This window comes from Ruminococcus flavefaciens (assembly GCF_900119075.1).
GTDB classification, from domain to species: domain Bacteria; phylum Bacillota; class Clostridia; order Oscillospirales; family Ruminococcaceae; genus Ruminococcus; species Ruminococcus flavefaciens_Q.
Genome location: NZ_FPIP01000001.1, coordinates 121805 through 143705 on the forward strand (window position 1 = coordinate 121805; position 21901 = coordinate 143705).

Annotated in this window: 22 protein-coding genes, 1 tRNA gene and 1 riboswitch; of the genes, 11 read left to right on the forward strand and 12 right to left on the reverse strand. The window is 47.9% G+C overall.

Annotated elements, in window-relative coordinates; all coding sequences use genetic code 11:
- Positions 1–154 precede the first annotated feature (154 nt).
- Positions 155–269: riboswitch (FMN riboswitch) on the forward strand.
- A 76-nt stretch (positions 270–345) separates the two neighbouring features.
- The 9 genes from BT105_RS00485 (at position 346) to BT105_RS00525 (ending at position 6823) form a co-directional block, all read left to right on the forward strand.
- Positions 346–723, forward strand: coding sequence for a hypothetical protein (locus BT105_RS00485; RefSeq protein ID WP_072298923.1), 378 nt, complete (start codon positions 346–348; stop codon positions 721–723).
- Between the two features lie 73 nt (positions 724–796).
- Positions 797–1906, forward strand: a complete 1110-nt coding sequence (gene ribD / locus BT105_RS00490; protein WP_072298924.1) for a bifunctional diaminohydroxyphosphoribosylaminopyrimidine deaminase/5-amino-6-(5-phosphoribosylamino)uracil reductase RibD — start codon at positions 797–799, stop codon at positions 1904–1906.
- Positions 1887–2531, forward strand: a complete 645-nt coding sequence (locus tag BT105_RS00495) for a riboflavin synthase (protein WP_072298925.1) — start codon at positions 1887–1889, stop codon at positions 2529–2531. The genes ribD and BT105_RS00495 overlap by 20 nt, the downstream gene beginning before the upstream one ends.
- A 12-nt stretch (positions 2532–2543) precedes the next feature.
- The gene (locus BT105_RS00500; RefSeq protein WP_072298926.1) at positions 2544–3434 is read left to right on the forward strand and encodes a hypothetical protein; all 891 of its coding nucleotides are present in this window, start codon (positions 2544–2546) and stop codon (positions 3432–3434) included.
- A gap of 5 nt (positions 3435–3439) precedes the next feature.
- On the forward strand, positions 3440–4639 hold the full coding sequence (locus BT105_RS00505) for a bifunctional 3,4-dihydroxy-2-butanone-4-phosphate synthase/GTP cyclohydrolase II (protein WP_072298927.1): 1200 nt from the start codon (positions 3440–3442) through the stop codon (positions 4637–4639).
- Between the two features lie 10 nt (positions 4640–4649).
- The gene (locus BT105_RS00510; RefSeq protein ID WP_072298928.1) at positions 4650–5132 is read left to right on the forward strand and encodes a hypothetical protein; all 483 of its coding nucleotides are present in this window, start codon (positions 4650–4652) and stop codon (positions 5130–5132) included.
- 15 nt (positions 5133–5147) lie between these two features.
- Complete coding sequence (locus BT105_RS00515; RefSeq protein ID WP_072298929.1) at positions 5148–5666, forward strand: hypothetical protein; 519 nt, start codon at positions 5148–5150, stop codon at positions 5664–5666.
- Positions 5667–5687: 21 nt separating this feature from the next.
- The gene (gene ribH, locus BT105_RS00520) at positions 5688–6155 is read left to right on the forward strand and encodes a 6,7-dimethyl-8-ribityllumazine synthase (RefSeq protein ID WP_028514437.1); all 468 of its coding nucleotides are present in this window, start codon (positions 5688–5690) and stop codon (positions 6153–6155) included.
- On the forward strand, positions 6155–6823 hold the full coding sequence (locus tag BT105_RS00525) for an HAD family hydrolase (protein ID WP_081367740.1): 669 nt from the start codon (positions 6155–6157) through the stop codon (positions 6821–6823). Before ribH ends, BT105_RS00525 begins: the two co-directional genes overlap by 1 nt.
- Positions 6824–6988: 165 nt before the next feature.
- Here BT105_RS00525 and BT105_RS00530 read toward each other — a convergent pair whose 3' ends face one another.
- From BT105_RS00530 to BT105_RS00575, 10 genes are all read right to left on the reverse strand, one after another.
- The gene (locus BT105_RS00530; protein ID WP_028514428.1) at positions 6989–8008 is read right to left on the reverse strand and encodes a rod shape-determining protein; all 1020 of its coding nucleotides are present in this window, start codon (positions 8006–8008) and stop codon (positions 6989–6991) included.
- Between the two features lie 15 nt (positions 8009–8023).
- Complete coding sequence (recD2, locus tag BT105_RS00535; protein ID WP_072298931.1) at positions 8024–10246, reverse strand: SF1B family DNA helicase RecD2; 2223 nt, start codon at positions 10244–10246, stop codon at positions 8024–8026.
- Positions 10247–10424: 178 nt separating this feature from the next.
- On the reverse strand, positions 10425–10754 hold the full coding sequence (locus BT105_RS00540) for a hypothetical protein (protein ID WP_072298932.1): 330 nt from the start codon (positions 10752–10754) through the stop codon (positions 10425–10427).
- An 80-nt stretch (positions 10755–10834) separates the two neighbouring features.
- Positions 10835–11572 carry a GNAT family N-acetyltransferase gene (locus BT105_RS00545; protein ID WP_072298933.1) on the reverse strand — a complete coding sequence of 246 codons (738 nt, stop codon included), beginning with the start codon at positions 11570–11572 and terminating at the stop codon, positions 10835–10837.
- A 74-nt stretch (positions 11573–11646) separates the two neighbouring features.
- Positions 11647–12693, reverse strand: coding sequence for an acyltransferase (locus tag BT105_RS00550; protein WP_072298934.1), 1047 nt, complete (start codon positions 12691–12693; stop codon positions 11647–11649).
- The gene (locus BT105_RS00555) at positions 12686–13483 is read right to left on the reverse strand and encodes a hypothetical protein (RefSeq protein ID WP_072298935.1); all 798 of its coding nucleotides are present in this window, start codon (positions 13481–13483) and stop codon (positions 12686–12688) included. Before BT105_RS00555 ends, BT105_RS00550 begins: the two co-directional genes overlap by 8 nt.
- 17 nt (positions 13484–13500) lie before the next feature.
- Entirely contained in the window at positions 13501–14910 is a 1410-nt protein-coding gene (locus tag BT105_RS00560; protein WP_072298936.1) for a dockerin type I domain-containing protein, read from the reverse strand.
- Positions 14911–15040: 130 nt separating this feature from the next.
- On the reverse strand, positions 15041–16210 hold the full coding sequence (locus BT105_RS00565; RefSeq protein ID WP_072298937.1) for a hypothetical protein: 1170 nt from the start codon (positions 16208–16210) through the stop codon (positions 15041–15043).
- Complete coding sequence (locus tag BT105_RS00570; protein WP_072298938.1) at positions 16207–16668, reverse strand: RNA polymerase sigma factor; 462 nt, start codon at positions 16666–16668, stop codon at positions 16207–16209. Before BT105_RS00570 ends, BT105_RS00565 begins: the two co-directional genes overlap by 4 nt.
- Before the next feature lie 382 nt (positions 16669–17050).
- Complete coding sequence (locus BT105_RS00575) at positions 17051–18595, reverse strand: serpin family protein (RefSeq protein WP_072298939.1); 1545 nt, start codon at positions 18593–18595, stop codon at positions 17051–17053.
- 449 nt (positions 18596–19044) lie between these two features.
- On the opposite strand from BT105_RS00575, the gene abc-f reads away from it, so the two are divergent.
- Positions 19045–20571, forward strand: a complete 1527-nt coding sequence (gene abc-f, locus BT105_RS00580) for a ribosomal protection-like ABC-F family protein (RefSeq protein WP_072298940.1) — start codon at positions 19045–19047, stop codon at positions 20569–20571.
- A gap of 91 nt (positions 20572–20662) precedes the next feature.
- A tRNA-Gly gene (locus BT105_RS00585) sits at positions 20663–20734 on the forward strand.
- Positions 20735–20787: 53 nt separating this feature from the next.
- On the opposite strand, the gene BT105_RS00590 is transcribed toward BT105_RS00585, so the two are convergent.
- Together BT105_RS00590 and BT105_RS00595 are read right to left on the reverse strand one after the other, a co-directional pair.
- On the reverse strand, positions 20788–21303 hold the full coding sequence (locus BT105_RS00590; RefSeq protein ID WP_177243899.1) for a cysteine hydrolase family protein: 516 nt from the start codon (positions 21301–21303) through the stop codon (positions 20788–20790).
- Between the two features lie 10 nt (positions 21304–21313).
- Positions 21314–21886, reverse strand: a complete 573-nt coding sequence (locus BT105_RS00595) for a TetR/AcrR family transcriptional regulator (RefSeq protein ID WP_072298942.1) — start codon at positions 21884–21886, stop codon at positions 21314–21316.
- Positions 21887–21901: the final 15 nt, after the last annotated feature.

Here is a 21901-nt window from a genome sequence, read left to right on the forward strand (position 1 = left end):
ACCGGCAGGCGGAGTGCCTCCGCTCCCAGCATACGCTGACGAAGAATAACTGAATATCCACTTTTTATCTTCGGGGTTAGGTGAAAGTCCTGACCGGCAGGCGGAGTGTCTCCGCTCCCAGCATACGCTGACGAAGAATAACTGAATATCCACTTTTTATCTTCGGGGCAGGGTGTAATTCCCTACCGGCAGTATAGCCTGCGAGCCTTATTGGTTGATTCGGTGTGATTCCGAAGCCGACGGTAAAGTCCGGATGAAAGAAGATAAACCGCACATAAAGTGCAGTATATGACTTCGCGCCCCGATATACGGGGCTTTTTCTATTTTTTCATACGGAGGGATACTATGAAGAATACTTTACGGAATATCTTTCTGACAGTAGGTCTTGGAACCCTTATATTCACACCGATGCTCATTATCGACAACGGCTTGGACGACACCATGAGGTCGGTAGTTATCTGGCTTACCGCTTCATTGCTCTACGGACTTTCATTCGCTATACTTAACTGGAAAAGCATATTCCGCATACCGCTCCATTGTGTGACCTGCTTTGCCATAACATTTCTTATAAGATGCGGATATTCCTATTTTTCCAACGGCGAGATACACCTGAAAAAGCTTCTGCTCGTAACTATCCCCATTTTTATTGTTGTTTATGCGGCACTTTTCTTTTTTATCAAATACTTCGGCAATATCCCCGACAGGGAAAAGAAACAGGACTAAACTCACTATCATACATAATAACACGGACTGCCCAAGGCAGCCCCTACACTTATTAACATAAACAGGAGATACTATGACTAACGAAGATTTTATGAGTGCAGCTCTCGAACTTGCAAAAAAAGGCATGGGCTTTACATCGCCTAATCCCATGGTAGGAGCTGTTATCGTCAAAAAAGGCGAGATTATCGCCGAGGGCTATCACAGGAAATACGGCGACCTCCACGCAGAGCGCTCCGCCTTTGCGTACTGCGAGGAAAACGGCATAGACTGCAAGGGAGCGGATATGTATGTCACTCTGGAGCCCTGCTGTCATCACGGCAAACAGCCCCCATGCACCGATGCGGTAATAGCTCACGGCATAAAGCGCGTTTTCATAGGCTCTTCCGATCCTAATCCTCTTGTCGCAGGCAAGGGCGTTGAGATACTCCGTGAAAACGGCATAGAGGTCATCGAGGGTGTACTCAAAGAAGAATGCGACGCTCTCAACGAGATTTTTTTCCATTATATCACAACGGGACTTCCCTTTGTGACTATGAAATATGCCATGACCTCAGACGGCAAGATAGCCTGCTATACAGGACAGTCCAAATGGATAACAGGTGAAGCCGCCCGTGCTCACGTTCAGCAGGAAAGGCTTCGTCACAGCGCTGTAATGGTTGGCGTTGGAACTGTACTTGCAGACGATCCTCTTCTTACCTGCCGACTGGAAAACGGTAGAGATCCGCTGCGAATAATCTGCGACAGCTCTTTGAGAACTCCCCTTGACAGCAATATCGTTAAGACTGCAAGAGAAGTTCCCACGGTGATAGCTACGATCTGCGATGACATCGACAAGGCGGCTGTGTATGAAAATGCAGGCTGCCGCATAATAAAGACTGCTCCCAAGGACGGTCGTGTGGACTTAGCCACGCTTATGAAGCTTCTGGGCAAGGAGAGACTTGACAGCATACTCCTTGAGGGCGGCGGCGAGCTGAACTGGTCGGCACTTAATGCAGGCATAGTCAGCAAGGTTCAGGCGTATATTGCTCCTAAGCTTTTTGGCGGCAGCGGCAAGTCACCTGTCGGAGGACAGGGCGTCCCCGTGCCTGCTGAAGCGTTCATGCTGGAGCAGTGCAGTATCAGACATATCGGCGAGGATATCCTCATAGAAAGCAGGGTGAAGAATGTTCACGGGAATAATTGAAGAGGTGGGCACAGTCAGCCGCGTACAGCATTCGGGTAACGCCTCGTTCATTGAGATACAGGCAAAAAAGGTGCTGGAAGACGTTCACCTCGGAGACAGTATAGCCGTCAACGGCGTATGCCTTACGGTAACTCATTTCGGCGGCGGAGTTTTCCGCGCAGACGTTATGAATGAGACTCTCAGCCGTTCATCGCTGGGAAGTCTGACGAACGGCAGTCCTGTAAATCTTGAACGCGCAATGGCGGCAAACGGACGCTTCGGCGGACATATAGTATCGGGACATATAGACGGCACAGGAATTATAACCGACATAAAAAACGACGGTATCGCTGTGTGGTATACAGTCAGCGCAGCTCCCGAGCTGCTGCGGTATATCGTGGAGAAAGGCTCAATAGCCATTGACGGCATAAGCCTTACAGTGGCAAAGGTAACGGATACGTCGTTCAGCGTGTCCATTATCCCTCACACCGCCGCTCAGACCATTCTCAGCACGAAAAAGACAGGCGATACGGTAAATCTCGAAAATGATATTATAGCCAAATACGCAGAGAAGCTCATGAAGCCTGCGGAAACTCCGAAAACAGGCGGCATTACCATGGACTTTCTTGCGAAAAACGGATTTTAAAAGGAGAAAGCTATGAAGATAGTAAAAGCAATTCTTACTTCATCACTTATAGCGGCAGCTCTGCTCACAGGTTGCTCCGACAGCAAGAACAGCAGCAATATAAAAGTTGGCGACGTAACCATAGACCTCAACGATGTCGACAAGGAATACGCAAAGAACCTGAAGTTTCAGAAAAACTACACATTTGAAACTCCAAAGCCAATAAATGCCATGTCAATTGAGGTACCAACAGGAGATATCGAGGTTGAGCACTCAGGCGACGACAAGTCAGGCTTATGCCTCAGGTACAGGATATACGCCGATACCGATGAAACTATCGATAACGTCAACGAGCATATGGGCTCTGTCTCGGAGGTAAAGGACAACGTTCTTGTGATAAAGCTGGTAGAAGCCGAGACATCAGAGGACATAAACACATGGCTCGAAAAGAATGCACCAGACTGCCGCGTGGAGTACGATGTCTATATCACCGTTCCCGAGTATGTCAACGATTACAGGACCAAGTGCGGGATCGGCAATATAACTTTCAAGGAAATGTCGGGAAGCTTTACAGCAGATGCGAGCGTCGGAAATATCACATTCTCTGATGACGAGATAACAGGTTCCTCTGTGATAAAGTGCAATACGGGCAATATCACCATGAACAGCATTACCTACAAGGCTGATACTGATATTTATGCTGAAACAGGCAATATCAAATTCTGTCTGCCCCTTAATGGCTCTGACGGAGCTGATATAAGCGTAAAGGGTGAAACAGCAAATATCGAAGTCTCAGGCATAAAGAACTATGAGGTCAAGGACGAGAAGACAAAGGGAACGTCCCAGAGCCTCAGCATAGCAGTTGAAAACTGCAATATCGACTTCGCTGTCGATACAGGCGAGATAAAAATAGATAAGGAGTAATCTTGATGTTTCAGTACAACACTGTTGAAGAAGCCTGTGAGGCTCTCCGAAACGGCGAAATCATCCTCGTTACAGACGACGAGGACAGAGAAAACGAGGGCGACATGATATGTGCCGCTCAGTTTGCAACTACAGAAAACGTAAACTTCATGGCGGCTCACGCAAAGGGACTCATCTGTATGCCCATGAGCGGAGAGCTCTGCGACAGGCTTCATCTGCCGCAGATGGTGGACTACAACACCGATAACCACTGCACGGCATTTACGGTGTCTATCGACCACGTAAAGACTACCACAGGCATTTCTGCCGAGGAGCGCGGCTTCACAGCCCGTATGTGCGTCGATAAGAACTCAAAGCCCGAAGACTTCCGCCGCCCCGGGCATATGTTTCCGCTGACCGCCAAGAAAAACGGCGTTCTCGAACGCGAGGGACACACAGAGGCTACCGTTGACCTTATGCGTATCGCAGGGCTCGAAGAATGCGGTCTCTGCTGTGAGATAATGCGCGACGACGGCACTATGATGAGAACTCCCGAGCTTCAGGAAAAGGCTCGGGAATGGGGCATGAAGTTCATAACCATTAAGGCGCTGAAAGAATACCGCAAGGTGCACGATGTGCTTGTGGAGTGCGTTGCCAATACAAAGCTCCCCACAAAGTACGGCGAGTTCAGAGCCCTCGGCTACGTGAACAAGCTCAACGGCGAGCACCATGTAGCTCTTGTAAAGGGCGACATCGGCGACGGACAGGATATACTCTGCCGAGTTCATTCCGAGTGTCTCACGGGAGACGCCTTCGGTTCGCTTAAATGTGACTGCGGACAGCAGTTTGCGGCGGCTATGTCACAGATAGAAAAAGAGGGACGGGGAATACTCCTGTATATGCGTCAGGAGGGACGCGGAATCGGTCTTATCAATAAGCTTCGCGCCTATGAATTGCAGGACAAGGGCATGGATACCCTTGAAGCTAACCTTGCTCTCGGATTCCCGGGAGATATGCGCGAATACTACATCGGAGCACAGATACTCCGCGATTTGGGCTGCAAGACTCTGAGACTTCTCACCAACAATCCCGACAAGGTCTACGGTCTCAGCGGCTTCGGACTGGAAATAAAGGAGCGTGTACCGATACAGGTGGACGCTACCGCCTATGACCTCTTCTATCTTAAAACCAAGCGCGACAAGATGGGACATATCCTTGATTACTGAGGTGAATTATATGGAATACAGCGTAATAGATATCATAATAATGGCGATTCTCATTATACTCTGCATTATAATGGCAATACTGGATATAACTGAATTCATTTCATGGACAAAGGCAAAGGAAAAGGTCTTTGTGGGCAACTGGATAAATATTGCCGTGACTATGCTTCTGGCACTGGCTCTGCAGATACGCCCGTCGCTCATAACAATACTCTTCCTTGTTCTTGTAGTTCTGACCATACCGATATGCGGCTTTGAATGCATTTCTCCCGAGGGATTAAGATATCCTCTCTTTATGAACAAGGGTATCTCTCCTGTGGAGAATCACAGCTATGAATATAAAAAGGGACTTTTCGGCATAGAGCACCTCTATATCTACAACAACAGAAGCAACAGAAAGCTTTCCTATAATTTCGGCATAAAAAACATCAGGACTGTGAAAATGCTGGCTGACTGGTACGGCAAGCACGGCTACGAGAATCCTCTTACAAAATAAAGGAGCATACACGCTATGACAAAAATATTTGCAATATGCGTGCTGAGTATCATGGGCGCGGTATTCGTTTTCGGTATCGCAGGGTATTTCATCTTCCTCAGCCGTGTAAAGACCAAGAAAACAGCAATAAAGCTGAAAAGACATCTGAAAAAGAACGCAGCGTGGTGGGCTTGCTGCTGGGCGGCATGGCTCATAGTAGGCTTTCTCGAATGGAACGGCGCAAGGAAAATGAATGACAACTACCACATGATATGCTACGGACTTCTTCTGCTGGCGCTGCTGCTGCTGACCATACTGCTTCTGCTGGACTTCTTCATCGGCAAGTACGCCTACATAACCTCCCAGAGAGTGTATTTCCCCGATAATTTCGGTCTGGCAAGACAGAAGAAAAAGATAATGTACAAGGTATCGGGCGAGACTCTCAGTCTCTGGTTCAACAACAGTATAATGCCCAAGAAGTTCACTATTATCGAGAAACACGACGAGCTTGTAAAGCTCCTCAAGGACAATTACAAGCTCAACAAGTCAATATAAACTCTGAAAGGAAGAATAATTATGAAAACTTACGAAGGAAAACTGGTCTCAAAGGACACAAGAATAGGTATCGTTGTTGCTCGTTTCAACGAGTTCATCACATCTAAGCTCCTCGGCGGAGCTGTTGATACCCTCAAGCGTCATGACGTCAGCGAGGGCGCTATCGACATCGCATGGGTACCCGGAGCATTCGAGATTCCCCTTATCGCTTCCAAAATGGCTAATTCAGGCAAGTACGACGCTGTTATCTGCCTCGGCGCTATCATCAGAGGCAGCACCTCACACTATGACCTTGTATGCAACGAAGCTGCAAAGGGTATCGCTCAGGTATCTCTCCAGACAGGTATCCCTGTAATGTTCGGCGTTATCACTACCGAGAACATCGAGCAGGCTATCGAGCGTGCAGGCTCAAAGGCAGGCAACAAGGGCAGCGAGTGCGCTGAGGGAGCTATCGAAATGATTAACCTCATAAGAGAGATAGAGGCATAATGACCAATCTTATCTTTGATTACGACGGCACTATCCATAATTCCATGCTGACCTATGCTCCTGCATTCCGCGGCACTATGAAGTGGCTCTCGGATAACGGCTACATAGCTGACAGAGAGTATACCGACAAAGAGATAAGCTACTGGCTGGGCTTCAATTCCACGGATATGTGGGGACAGTTCCACCCCGAGCTTGCTCCCGAGATACGTGAAAAAGCCCGTGTTATGCTGGGCGAGGACATGGCAAGGCGAGTAGACAACGGCGAGGGCGCTCTCTACGAGGGCGCTGAGGAAATGCTCACACAGCTGAAAAAAAGCGGCTATACGCTGATATTCCTCAGCAACTGCCGCTTCCACTATCTTGAACGCCACAAGCGCGTATTCAGGCTTGACCGCTTTTTTGACTATTTCTACTGCTGTGAAGCCTACGATTTTATACCCAAGTATGAGATATTCCGCAAGATAGCTCCCAATCATGAGGGCGACTTCATCGTCATCGGCGACAGATTCCACGATATCGAAACAGCGGCGCAGAACGGACTTCCGTCCATAGGCTGCGGCTATGGCTTCGGTTCAACCGAGGAGCTTGCCAAGGCTGATATCATCGTACCGCATATACAGGATATACCCGAAGCTGTGGAAAAGCTCAGTATAAAGAATCACATATAAGAAAAAGACTGCGTTTGCAGTCTTTTTTTGTTATACGTATATTACGGGAGGGCGAGGGAGCCCTCCCGTACAATGGCTTTTATCTGTATTTGTATACTGTAGCCGCTTCAAAGCCGTGCGCAGAGCCTGCGCTCCCGTCATACATTCAGGAAGTCTTAACGTAGCTTATCTGTATTTGTACACTGTAGCCGCCTCGAAACCGTCCAGCAAGGTAGTCATTCTTCCGAATGCCATGCCTGTGCCCTTTGCAACGCAGTTTATTGAGTCCTTGGCGATATTGCAGTTTATGCCGAGAGTACGCTTGATAAGCTGGGTAAGTCCGCCGAGGAGAGCGCCGCCGCCTGTGAGCAGGAGACCGTTATCGTAGATATCTCCCACAAGCTCGGGGGGAGCTTCTTCAAGCACCTTGCGGATAGCCTCCATGATAGCGAATGTGTCGTCCTCGATAGCTTCAAAGAGCTCTGTTTCGCTGAGAAGAACCTGCGCAGGCAGACCTTTCAGCAGGCTTCTGCCCTTGACTATGTAGGTCATTTCGTCGCTCGGGTCATAGAGGTTGCAAAGCTCTATCTTGACCTTTTCGGCAGTTCTTTCACCTATAAGGAGCTTGTACTTGTTCTGCATATACTTGATGATAGAGCGGTCAATAGCGTTGCCTGCTATCTTGACCGTATGGGAGCGCACCACGCCGTTCATGGAAACGATAGCGACATCTGTAGTACCTCCGCCGATATCAACTATCATGTGTCCCTTTGCCTTGGTGATGTTCACGCCTGCGCCTATCATAGCGGCGATAGGCTCCTGTATGAGGTATACCTGCCTTGAACCTGCGCTCTTGGCAGCTTCTACAACTGCACGGCTCTCGATATCAGTGATGAACGAGGGTATGCAGATGACGATACGTGGCTTCATGAGCTGTTTGCCTGTGACCTTGAGTATGAACTCGCGTATCATGCTGTGAGTGAGGTCGTCGTCGGAGATTACACCCTCGCTGATAGGACGTCTTACTGCTATGTAGTCGGGATTCCTGCCTATCATCTCATAGGCTTCCTTGCCAACCGCAAGAACTCTTTCTGTTCTTGTGTTGTAAGCGATGACAGAGGGCTCGCTGAGCACAACGCCCTTGTTTCCCATAGTCATTACGATATTTGAGGTACCGAGGTCGATACCAATATCAGTGTTTGCCATTTTTATCTTCCTTTCCTACTGCTCAAAAGGGGAGCTGCTTTTCTTTGTCCCTGCGAGCATATGGCGCAGGCAGGTGTATCTCCGCGTGCGCTTGTTGTTGTCTACCATTTTATATATATTCTCCTCAGTTCCTATGATTATGAGGAGCTTTTTTGCTCTTGTAACGGCTGTATACAGGAGATTTCTGTAGCACAGCTTGTCGAAGCCGCCCATTATTGGGAGTATCACAGCTTCAAATTCGCAGCCCTGACTCTTGTGTACAGTGACTGCATATGCAAGGTCTACCTGAGACAGCAGGTCAAATGTATATGTAGCCTTTCTGCCGTCGAAGTCGATGACTGCAAGGGAGCTTCTGTTGTCGATACTGATTATGCGTCCGATATCGCCGTTGAATATGCCTGCGCCCTGTTCGCCGTCCTTAGACCATGTGATGTCGTAGTTGTTTCTCGTCTGCATGACCTTGTCGCCCTCGCGGTAGGTGTAGACGTAGCCCTTTTTCTCCTGCTTGTTCTTGGCAGGGGGATTGAGCTGGTCTTGCAGGAGCTTGTTCAGCTCCACAGTGCCCGTAACGCCCTTTCGTGAAGGAGTAAGCACCTGTATATCCTCAGTGGGGGAGTAGTTATAGGCTTTCGGCAGTCTTGTCTTTACAAGGTCAACAATGAGCTGCAATGCCATCTGATAGTCGCTTCTCTTGAAGAAAAAGAAGTCGCTGTCCTTGCGTTCAAGGTCGGGATATTCTCCTGCAACTATCTTGTGAGCGTTGGTGACGATACAGCTCTGCTGAGCCTGACGGAATATCTCTTTCAGCTCAGTAACGGGAACTATACCACTGTCGATTATATCTCCGAGGAGATTTCCTGCGCCTACCGAGGGGAGCTGGTCGCTGTCGCCCACCATTATGAGCCTGCACCCCAGCCGCACAGCACGGAGGAGCTTCTCAAAGAGTACCACGTCTACCATTGACATCTCGTCAATTACAAGTACGTCGCAGTCAAGGGGATTGTTCTCGTTATGGGCAAAGGTAAGCCTGTCTCCCGAATCATAGACCACCTCAAGGAGACGGTGTATGGTCTTGGCTTCACAGCCTGCCAAGTCGGACATACGCTTTGCGGCTCGTCCTGTGGGAGCTGCAAGAAGCACCTTCATGCCCCGTTTTTCAAAAATGGAGATTATAGCGTTGAGAGTAGTGGTCTTACCTGTGCCGGGACCTCCCGTCAGCACCATAAGTCCCCGTGAAACAGCGGTGGTGATAGCCTGCCGCTGGAGCTTTTCATATTTTATGTTATGCTCCTCTTCTTCGATGTCAATGAGGGTATCATAGTTGAAGTCCTCGGGAGAGGAGAAGTCTTTCAGAATATGTATCCTGTCCGCAATGAAGCTTTCCGCGTAGAAGTAATCGGGGAGATACACGAACTCTATCTCGTTCTTGACGTATTCAAAGAGGTCATCGTCGTCAAGAGCAGCGTTGTATGCGGCGTAGAAGTCGCTCTCCGATACGCCGAGAGTGTCCTGAGCCTTTTTTGCAAGGACCTCCAATGGCAGGCAGGTGTGACCTATGCCGCCGTTGGCGCGGAGAATATACTGTACTCCTGCCAGTATGCGCTTGCTGTCGTTGCGGGCTATGTGCATATCGTGAGCAATGGTATCAGCCTTTGCAAATTCAAGGTCGATATCCTCGCTGCAAAGCAGATAGGGATTCAGTTTCAGCAGCGTCATGGCGTCCGAGCCGTACTTCCTGTAGGTGTTCATGGCGAAGCGTGACTTTACCTCGTACTGTGACAGGAAAGACATGAGATTCCGCAGGCAGAAAAGCTTCTGAGCCTCTGCAGCTATCTCGTCGCACTTTTTTGGAGATATGCCCTTTATCTCGGAAAGACGGAATGGAGCGTTCTCCATGATATCGAGGGTGCGGTCACCGAATACCTCGACTATCTTCTTTGCAAGTCCCGGACCTATGCCCTTGACAGCTCCCGAAGCGAGGTATTTCTCGATGTTGATGACTGTTTCGGGGAGCTTTCTCTCGCAGTACACTGCGCTGAACTGAGTTCCGAACCGTGGGTGAGTGATATAGCTTCCCTCAAGGATAAGTCCCTCGCCCTCCTCGATATCGCCAAGCTCTCCCACAACGGTTATGAGCTCGCCGCCTGCGTCAAGGTCAAGCACGATATAGCCGTTATTCTCATTTTTGTAAAGGACATTTTCCACAGTGCCCTCGATGTGAAGGACCTCGTGCTCCACCGTTTTCACCTCTGCACATAAAAATACATCTTATATTATAACATATTATAGGATATAATGCAAGTAGTGATCAGCGATTAGTTTGTAGGGGGATGCCGTCATCGGCGTCCCGCGAAAACCGAATTTACTATAAATGACCTCAAATCCATGTAGGGGCGGATAGTATCCGCCCGAGCTATTAGATTTTAAAGTGGTTTGCAATGTCAGAAATTTTTATCAGCTCCATAGCATGATAGTGAGCGCAGAAATCCCTGCAAAGCTGTATCTGCTCCTGTGTTCCGTCGATATCTATGAGAAGCACCGTTCCGATAAAAGTGCTGCCCTCCTCGATAAGAGATGCTATGTATTCCAGACGCTGTGGGAGCTCCTTATCCTGAGAATTTACAGGCAAAGCAACGCACAGGGGATAGCTTTTGTTTTGCAGCTTCGAGCAGATAAACAGGCAGAAAAGCTCCGCGGCGGCAATAACTGTGACCACAACTATCGCAATTATCTCGGCTTTTTCCATAAGACCACTCCTTCCGACTTATTATATGCGGAGCATGGTCGCGGTGACACAAAAAGGACGGTGATATCACCGCCCGGATATTATTTTTTTCGTATCAATATACATTCATCGCGTTTGACAAATCCCAGCCTTTCGGCTATACGTGCCGAGCCGAGATTTGAGCGCTGACAAGTCCATGCAGGACACTTTTCGGGGAGTATATCTTTTATCAATGCGGCGGCTGCCGCAAGAGCAAGACCGCGGTGTCTGTGGGCTTCGGCAGTCTCGATACCGATATCGACCTCGTTGCTGCTTACCGCTGACGAAAATGCCCACGAAACAGGCTCATTTCCATGCATTACGCAAATACCACAGCCGTTTTTACTGTATTCTTCATAGCTGTTCCAGTAAACTGAGGGAGCAACACGTCCTGTCAGTCTGCTGAACAGCTCTTCATCTATTCTGCGGAGAGCAAAGCCGTCAGGGAGACCTATCTCGGGAGCTTTTTCGTGTGGATAGCTGTAGATATCTCTCGGGACAAGCTCAACATCGCCGTATTGAAGGAACTTTTGAGCAATTGAAGCTTTCTGACACAGGAATTTAAGACTTTCGGAAAGAATCAGCTCATGTATTTCGCGTAGCTCTGCTTCACTGTTATCTCCGGACATAAAAGTGAAATTGCTTTTGTGGCGTATGAGTATAAGGCTTTCGCTCTCGTTTGTGTATATGCAGCCGCTCTGCCTGCCCTCAACAACTGAAAGAGGGAACACTCTGCAAAATGTAATGCTCTCTGCGCAGGATAAAAAACGGCTGTGCTCTGAAACAGGTATTTCTTTCATGGTATCACCTCGGTATTATTATATCATTTTCACTGAATGAGTGCAATAAAAAGCTCCCCGAAGGGAGCTTGTGTTCATATTATTTTGTTCACGTATGGAACGAATTTCAGCAGTCTTGTTATGACATATGAAATGATAAGAGTTACTATGCATATGCCGATGACTGCTATAGTGCCGCCGTGCTCGAATGGGTTGAACTTCATAACGGCGAAGATGTATTTCAGCACCGCCATGTGTATCAGGTATATGCCGAATGAGCAGTTGTCAAGCTCTGCGGCGATAGTATCGAGAACGGGGAAAGGCTTGTTCTTAGTTCTGCGGAAGTAGCCGAATGCTCCTATTGAAGCCGCAATATATATCGGGAACGAGTAGCCCTCCAGAAAAGCAGTTATCCTTGCGCTTGCCACAGGAGCGCTCTCAGCTGCGCCTCGGCTGTAAGCCGTAAGCATAGCGGTTATTCCTATACATATGAGGAACATCAGTCCGCAGGCGTTCTTCGGCAGCTTTATAACTCCGATGTGGAGCACATGACCGAGGAACAGATAGAACGGGTATATCGTGTACACGCATATATAGAAGGGAAGTGACTTTCCCGAGAGCGTTCCGATAAACGGTATGACCGACATGAATAAGCAGTATACCAGCAGCAGATATTTCAGCTCGTTTGGCTTTGCATTGGAGCTTATCATCTTATAGAACGGCAGCAGGAGATATATTGCCAGCATAAGGTAGATATACCACATATGCGCCCAGCCCGTGCCTATGAAAATATCGCTGAATACGTCCTTAACGGTCTCGCCGAAGGACGAATGCTTTATAAGCGCTGCGTCGAATACCGAGAAAAGCAGCGAGAATACCACAAGAGCTATTGCCATACGCGGGATATATTTTCCGAAAAGCTTCTTGTTTGACAGTATCCTGTTCCTGTCAAGGAGAAGTGCTCCCGAAGCCATTACGAAGCAGGGTACAGCCCACATCATGGCGTTTCTTATGGAGAGTATAGCGCTCTGAGCGCCTGTTGTTGCCGCAAAGGCATTGGCTGCATAGAATCCGTGGAGGACCACAACAGCAATGCAGGCAAGAGCTTTCAGACGGCTCAGATAAAGTATGCGATTATTCATTGAAGAGTCCGCCGCCGCTTAAACAGCCGCCGTTTCCGTCATTAGCAGCTGCCTGTGTAGGAGCCTCTGTAGGAGCTACATACTGTGTAGCAGGCTCGATATACTGAGTTGCAGGCTCTGTGTAAACAGGCTCCTGATATGCAGGCTGAGTGTAAACAGGCTCGTCATAGTAGGACTGCTCTATCTCGGAAGCAGCCTCTGTAGTAACCTCTTCCTTATTTGTCTCAGCGATCATCTTTTCAGCTTCCTTGGTGCTTACCTTCTTGTCGGAGAGCTTTGAGATGTACTCGATGTAAGCTACGTCCTTGTCCATGAGTATCTCGCCCAGCTCTACATCGCCGAACGGGAACTGGTGGAGCTCAGCTTCCTTGTCGTCTGAGAAAGTGATCTTTACAGTGTACTCCTGTGTAGCTATCTCGTCAGTGTCGCCGTAGGTAACATCGCTGGTCTTTACAGGAACGTAGAAAAGTCTGCGTCTTTCGTTCTTTGCGAAGCTGTCCTTGGGTTCGAGCATATTTGCAGGATACTCCTCCTCGGTGTCAGCCTTAATGGTGAAGCCCTTGATATCCTTGCCTGTCTTGTTGTCAAGAGTGATGATGTATACGGAATCGCCTGTAGCCTTGTCGCCGATGATCTTCATCTGATCCTCAGATGTTGTTGGCTCTGTAGCGACAGCCTTTGTTGTTGGCTGTGTTGTTGTGGGCTGTGTGTTAGCAGCAGTTGTTACCTTGCCGCAGCCTGCAAGCACGAGAGCTGCGATGAATGCCATTGTACCAATAATTTTCTTCATGATTTATCCTCCCTTGGTCAGCTCATTACTGAGTCTTTCTGGTACACCCATGTACCTGACTGACCATATGTTATCATATAACCGTTTCTCTTTGTCTCTTCTGTAAAGTCAGGATCACAAACATAAGTTGTGCCCTCGAATGTTATCTCTACCCATGAGTGAGGTCCGTAACCGCCTGCTTTAAGCGGAACGCGTCCCGATATCTGATGAGCGTCATAGCCGAGAAGCTTTGCCATTTCGCAGAACATAGCAGCCATAACGTAGCAGTTGCCCTTGCCGTTCTTGAAGCCGTAATCTGCATACCACTGCATTGTTGTCTTGTCGTCCTTGGGGAAGTCGGCAGGACCGTAGTACGGAGTTGATGCGGCGTCGTTGAATGCTTTTTTCAGATCCCAGCCTATCTTATCGAGGCGTTCCTTTGCCAGCGGATAAGAATAGGTCGTGGTAGTTACCATTGTTGTAGGCGGCGGAGCGGTTGTGGATACTGTCCAGTTGGTCTGTGAAGCGTAGTAATCCTTTCTTGCCACTACAGCCTGAACTATAACAGCTGCCGCAAAGTCTATAGGAGCTGACGAGTGGAACTGAGCAGCGTCAACAGTGACCTTGCCGTCCTTGTAGTTTACCGAATTTATCTTGACATCGGGAATAGCTGTGTATTTTGCTTCAAGGTCGGATACCTTTGTAACGTAATCCATATTTACATAGCCAGATACGCCGTTTATATTGACATGACCGTATTTTCCGTCACTGTAGGTTATGGTGAACTTCTGTCCGGGAAGTATCTTGCCCAGAGAAGCAGAATTATAGTCATGTTCTTTTCTGATGTTCATGTACTCGGTAACAGCTGCCGACGGTACATATATACCAGCTTTTTCTGATGTACAGCCGCAGGGAGCCTTTGTGACCGCCGTCTTTATCTGATATTTGTCGGGATCAAAGTAGGCAGGCTTTACCATAAGTACTGAATCCTTGAAGAAGGTATCGTTGTATTTATCTGTGTAGCCCTTTACAACTGCCTCGGAGAAGTAAGGGGAAAGAGCCTTTTTCAGCTCGTCAGAGGACTTTACCACAGTGTCGCCTGCCTGTATGTCAAGCTTTTTCAGTGCGTCTGTGAATCCGCTCTGTACACGGTCTGTGACAGCCTTGAACTTTAAGCTTCTGGGGCTGGCGAGAATGAGCTTTCTCAGTGCGGAAATGTCATAGGAGTTTACAGCTCCGTCGCCGTTTATATCAGCCAGTTCTGACTGTGATTTGTCAAGCTCAGCTTTTCCCAGTACATAGTTCTGGAGCAGAGTGAGGTCGTCTGCGCTGATAACGCTGTCATTGTTGATGTCGCCTTTTGAGATAGCGTAGGTCGAAGCGGGCATAACTGCCGATGCAGATATGGCAGCTGCAAGCAGTACGCTCATCATCTTCTGATGCTTCATAAGAAAATCTTCCTTTCATATAAATCGTTCTATAATAACATAACGTGCCGACGAAAGGAATTGTGACAAAAATGGCACGATTTTTTTTGAAAAATTATAGAACGTAAAAAATAACGTGAAATATAGGCATTTATTTCAGCTCGTTAAGCTGAGCTTCGGTGAAATACAGGGTGCCGTCGTCAACAGAGACATAATTGTCCTGTATCTTTCTGAAAACAGCGATGTTGCCGTTTCTTACAGGACGATAAGCGCCGCTTACTGGACTTTCATCGTCCTTTGTGATGAAAAAGATATATTGTTTTCCCTTTTCCTGAGGGAATCTGCTCTCGCCCTTTTCATAGACGGAGTATTCCTCGGGAGAGGGTATAAATACGTCGCTGTGGTTTTCGAGATACTTCTCCGCAGGCACATAACCGCCGCTGAAGAATACCGTTATCCTGTCGTTTTCTCTGAGGTCTCCCTTGTAGGAGCTCACTATGCTTATATTCTCTGCGGTAACGGCAGCGCCATCAATAGAAGTATACAACATTTCGTCCGTATTTGCAAGTACTACGGCGCTGGAATCATTATACATACTTTCCAGCAAAGCACTTGTGTCCACAGGCTTGCTGTTGATAGGTCCCTGATTTTCAAAGCCCGAATCCTTGGGGTATATCTGGTCCTCGGTGAGAGTTTTCTCACGGAGGGGATATGTCATGTCAACAGGAACCGTCATATTGCGTTCTGAGTCCTTATTGCCGCCGTGTGTGGGGACTATGTCCTCGGGCGGAGCAGTTGTGGTAGTGACAGGCTTCTGTGCGGCTTCGGTCTTTTCCGCAGCCGATGTGGTGCGTACAGTCGTATGAACAGCGGTAGTTCTTACGGCTGTGGTCCTTTGTGAAGCTTCAGTTCTCTGCGCAGTCACGGTCTTGTCAGTAGTTGCCTGCTTTGCTGTTGTAACAGCAGTGCTTGTTGTCTTAGCCGAAGTGGTCTTATCAGTCCTTACTGCCTTTGAAGTCGTAACGGCAGTCGTTGCAGCTGTTACAGCCGAGCTTGTGGGTACAGATGTAGTCTCGGTGACAGTTATTATCTCGTCCTTGTCGTGTCCGAAATCCACTGTATCCTTTGGCATAAAGGCGAAAACTCCGACTATTATGGCTATCATTGCGGCTGCTGCGGCAAAGCGCATGACCACAGGGAACAGACGCTTTTTATTATTATTCACGGAGAGCCTTGCAAATTCCGCAAGGAACTCTTCTTTTCTGTCGGGCTCGGGGAAGTCAAAGGCTTCTCTGAGGGCTTTTTTCTCTTTATCTGTCATATAAGCTCCTCCTTTCCCAGATACTCATGCAGTCTGCCGAGGATATTGTTTATCCTGCGGTTGAGTGCAAAACGCGACATATTATGCAGCTTTGCGATAACGTTCAGAGGAACTCCGTTTATGTATCGGAGCATGATTATCTCCCTGTCCTCGTCGGAGAGCTTTGCAAGAGCCTGTTTCAGCTCAAAGCCCGACAGAACGCTGTCCTCTATATCCTCGCCGTCGGCTTTGTCCTCGGGGAGCTCCGCAGTCTTAGTCTTTCGGAACTCGTCATTGCAGAGGTTGCCTGCGATAGTATAGAGAAGCTGCAAGGTCTTATCGACGCTGTTATAGTGTGGGTGTTCGAGGTAGCGAAGGAAAGTCTCCTGAGTTATATCCTCGGCGGTCTCCTTATGGCGGACTCTTAGAAGGCAGTAGCGGTATACCTTATCGTACTGCTCGTCAATGCTTATTGACATGAGTCCACCCCCTTCGCGCACTTATAAAATACATTATATCATATAATAAGTAATAAAGCAACATCAGCAGGGGATAATTCGGCTTAAATGGCTAAAATGGAGCATATACACGCCGTTTTTTGTAGAAACCGTGCAAAAACTTCGTCTATATACAGGAAAACCGTATCATTGAGATACGGTTTCCGATCTGTCCCCGCGCTGAGCCTCTTTTGCGGAGCAGGTCAACAAACCCTTAATGACCTTGCCGCGTATCCCGATTTTCCGAGTGGGACTTGATAAGAGGCTCTTGCAGAATTTGGATTTATGCTTGCCGCTGATGTGCAGATGCGGCTTGTATGTGTTTACTATAACAGGCTTTACTTAAAACAATCTTAAAAAAGGCTTATTCAAGTGAATTTAAAACACCTATGAATACAGGCAGATAGTTGTCTGTATCGAAGATGCAGTATACGAAAGGTCTGTCGAAAACCACTTCCTTTTCGGGCTCCCGCGGCATTGCGGTATCCTTCACGGCAACTAAAGTTGCAGCTGCTGCCTTGGTGCCGTTCTCGTCAAGGTCTATGAATGTCTTGTGTATAACATAGCCTATAGAGAGTGGGTTCTGGTCATTTATAGCAGACATTCTTGAGAAGTCGGCATCGTCAGAGAATGCAGTGGGCATACCCATTGCGCAAAGCTCGTCACTTAGCTCGTTTTCGTATTCATACTTGAACTTAGGCAGCTTCATGTTTGCCATTTCGTAGTTTGTGGTGCGGTATTCCGAAATGAGGTTGTGGAGCTTTTCGGCAGTCATGTTCTCGATATATGTGTCAATGTCGGTATCCTCGCTGGGGAGCAGAGCTGCAAAGCCGTATCTTCTGCCCGAGTAGAACTTTATCATGCCCTCGGTGTTCTCGTCTGAGGTGTATATCTCAGAGCTGCAAAGCATCTTAGCGTCCTGTTCCTTGCCGTCGGCAGATGTGAACTTGCCGTCCTTTATCATGTATTTTTCATAGGGATCCATCCATTCAGCCTCGAAAGCAACTGCATTGACGAGGTACATAACGTCATCTGGATTGATCCTGTTGAGGATCTTGGGTATCATCTTGTTTGTCTTGACATTTACCCAGTTGTTTACGTCGTTAAGAGTTGTATCGTCGAATGGAGCGATATAGAACTCGGAATCATAGTAATCAACGCAGTTCTGGATAAATTCGGGACGGGGCTGTATGCGGCTCGTGTCGTTTCTTGCCCATATTGAGTTAGCCGTGCTGAATGACCACTTAGCCCAGTCGTTCTCGTTCACTGTCATTTCACGCTGACCTTTGAGATAGCGGTTAAGGCTTGCTATATCCATGCCGCCGCCAAGTACGTTTTCCATTTCTTTAAGAGTATCGCCGTCGGCTCCGTTTGCTGTCATGCCGAGAGCCTGTACGATAGAATATGGAGAGATAAGGTCGTTTGCACCCTTTTTCTCACTGTAGGTCTTTTTGAGCATATCAATAGTGAAATTTGTCTGGCTGTCGATAAACTCCTTGTAGTTCTGATAATCGGGCATATAGATACCGCTTGTATTGGGTGACTTCTTTATACCCTCGCAGAGGTTTCTTGCAGCAGTTTCAACTTCAGGCTCGGGAGCTCCCGTAATATCCTTGACAATGAGCTTTCTCATGCCGATAAGGTCGAAGATGTCCATGCTGCCGTCCTTGTTCACATCTCCTCCGGGACCGGGCTCTTTATAAGCAGGGAAGAGCACCTCGCAGTCGTCGCCGCGGAGATATCGCTGGAAAAGAACTATATCGGCAAGATTGAATGTATAGTCAACATTTACGTCGCCTGGGATTACTTCGTCGATAGGCTTTGTAGCCCATGCGGTCATAGCATTTGATGCAGCAGGTGCTGCGAGACATAGTGCAGCTGAAGCTGCGATAAGCTTTCTGAATTTCATAATAAAACCTCCTTTAAATAACATAACGAAACGAAAGCACAGATGTGCATTTTCATATAGCTTAACGTTTGAGAGGGGCAAAATGTGCGGTTTGAATTGTAAATATTCTGTGAATTTTTCTGATACGCAAAGTGCTTTATATTTCCCTTGACTTTTTTGAAGTCCTGTGTTATAATAACGTAAATTGGACTGAAAGAGGTGTGAGGATGAAAAGATAATTCACTTTTGAGTACATGAATATCAAAGCTGACAGTGTGCAAACAGGCGTACTGTCTTATCATGTTGCCAAAAGTGGATTATGTTCTCATAACCTCTTTTTTGTGCGTTTTTTGAATATTGCAGAGGGGGATAACTGTGCAGTTATGCTCTTTTTCTGAGGTTATAGGTACGTAATGGAACTTTTTGGCAGCAAAGGGTTCCATTTTTTTGTTTCGGAAGGAGAGATGAATATGTCACAGATAAACGTAAACGGACTGACATTTTACTACGAGGGGAGCTTCGATAATATCTTCGAGGACGTTTCCTTCTCAATAGATACCAACTGGAAGCTTGGCTTCATTGGGCGCAACGGCAAGGGCAAGACCACTTTCCTGAATCTGCTTCTCGGGAAGTACAGCTACCGCGGCAGCATTGACAGCTCCGTGAGATTCGAGTATTTCCCCTATGTGATAACCGAGGAGCAGGCAGAGCTTACGGCATCGGAGTTCATATGCGACATAAAGCCCGACTGCGAGGAATGGCGCGTCATCTGCGAGCTGTCACAGCTCCGCGAGAACGCAGACCTGCTGTATCGACCGTTCAAAACTCTCAGCCACGGCGAGAGGACTAAGGTACTGCTTGCGGTGCTGTTTTCGGGAGAGAACGACTTTCTTCTCATCGACGAGCCTACCAATCACCTCGACGCAGAAGCAAGGGAGACTGTCAAGGAGTATCTTGCCTCGAAAAAGGGCTTCATACTGGTATCCCATGACCGTGACCTGCTGGACGCCTGCACTGACCATGTGCTTGTGCTCAACCGCAGGAGCATTGAAGTCCAGAGCGGTAATTTCACCAGCTGGTGGGAGAACAAGCAAAAGCGCGACCAGTTCGCCATAGCCGAGAACGAAAAGCACAAAAAGGAGATAAAAAAGCTCCGACAGGCGGCGAAAAGGACCTCGGAATGGGCTGACAAGAACGAGCGTACAAAGATAGGCTTTGATCCGATAAAGGAGCATGACAGATGTATCGACACAAGGGCGTTTATCGGCGCTAAAACCAAGAAAATGCAGAGCCGCGTAAAGCAGATGGAAAAGCGTATCGACAGGGAAATAGAGGAAAAGGAGGGGCTTCTCAACGACCTTGAACGCACTGCCGAGCTGAAGCTCTCACAGCTTGCTCATCACAAAAATACTCTCATAAATATCAGGGACTACAGCGTGAAATATCCAACTGCCGAGGAGCCTGTATTCACAGGGCTTGATTTGGAGGTGAAGCGCGGCGAGAGGATAGCTCTCCACGGCGGAAACGGCTGCGGAAAATCAACGCTGATACACAGCATACTTCAGAAGGCAGGCTGTGCAGACAGGGAAACAAATATAACCGAAAACGGCATATGCGAGACAGCCTCGGGACTTATTATATCCTATGTGGATCAGGACACATCGGGGCTCCGCGGCAGTATATCGGAATACTGCGATAGCCGCGGACTTGATCTCAGTATGTTCTGCACTATTCTCCGACAGCTTAACCTTGAACGGGCTCAGCTCGCAAAGAAAATAGAGGAGTTCTCCGAGGGGCAGAAAAAGAAGGTGCTCCTTGCGGCGAGTCTGCTGACTCCTGCTCATATCTATATCTGGGACGAGCCGCTGAATTACATCGACGTTTTCTCACGTATACAGCTTGAGGAGCTTCTTCTCAGCTATGAGCCCACAATGCTTTTTGTGGAGCACGATGTGCGTTTCCGCGAGAAGATAGCTACGGCAGTAAAGGAAATGTGAATCTATTCGGAGTTTCTCGTAAATTCGGGAAACTCCGACGTTTTTTCGCCTTGACAATCTATGGAAAAAATGTTATATTGATTACAGATTTGCAGATATAGTATAGTGGTCATTACTTCAGTTTCCCAAACTGATGAGGCGGGTTCGATTCCCGTTATCTGCTTGCGCAGAGCCTGCTTCTGTGAAAAACGACCTCAGCAATGCTGAGGTCGTTTTTTATATGTATTCAACTCCGTTTTTAGTCAGCTTTTCGTGTTGCTTTGCCTGTTTTTCAGCCTTATAGCGGCAGCCTGTACAGCTTTTCAGCAGGTAAGTCCTTACCCCTGCCTTGACAGTTCCGAGAGCGGTAGCTCCCACACAGCCGCACTCGTCAAGACCGCATACAACGACCTCGTCGTAGCCCTGAGAATTGAAGAATTCACGGAATTTCTTAGCAGTAAATGCGTTGGGGAGATTCTTGTCGAAGCACAAGTCTGAGACAACATCGAGACCGCCGTAAAGCTTCGCGCCCTCAGTATTTGCAATTGAAAAGCCTATTATCCAGCGGTTTGTGATGATATTGGGGAATATCTGGGAGATATAGATTATATCCCAGCCCTTGTCCTTATAGCTGTGTATAGCCTTGTTCACATTGCCCACAAGTTCGGCAGTATCATAGCTGAACATGGGCTTTCTCTGCTCCCACAGGTAGTCGTTCTGCATATCAACGACAATAAGCGCCTTTTTGCTCATAATTATCCTCCTAAATCAGAAAACGTGAAATATTATCGGTAACGAATCGGCGGAGCTGTACTTCGTCGGCAAGGTCAATACCTGCATTCTGTTTCAGCTCCCCGTATTTGAGAAATGCAAGCTCATTCAGACTGGTGAGCTGAAATGTGAGCAGTCTGCATTCCTCTTCGGATTTGTTGCCACCGTAATGCGCCATGACAAATGGCAGACTTTCCATGCCCGTTTTTAAATCGCGCTCCAGCAGTATATAACGAGTTACAGCCTTTGCAATGCCAATATTTTTCAGCATGAGAGACATCATAAAAACATGGAGCTCTATCAGCTTATCCTTTGGGGAAAGCTCCGAAGCCATGACCTCTCCGAACCGTGTGTCTGCGGCTGTAGCCTTGCTTATAAGCCGTGAGAATACCTCAGCAAGGAGCTTTTCCCGTGAGCCGAAGCAGTAGTTTATCATGGCAAGGTTTACTCCTGCGGCTTCGGTGATAGCCCGTGAAGTTACCTCGGCAGGATCATCGCAGTCCGTCATCAGCTTTTCCGCCGCTTCAAGAAGCTGTTTTTTTGTTCGTTCTATATCCCGTTTCATGGTTTTGTCCTTTCT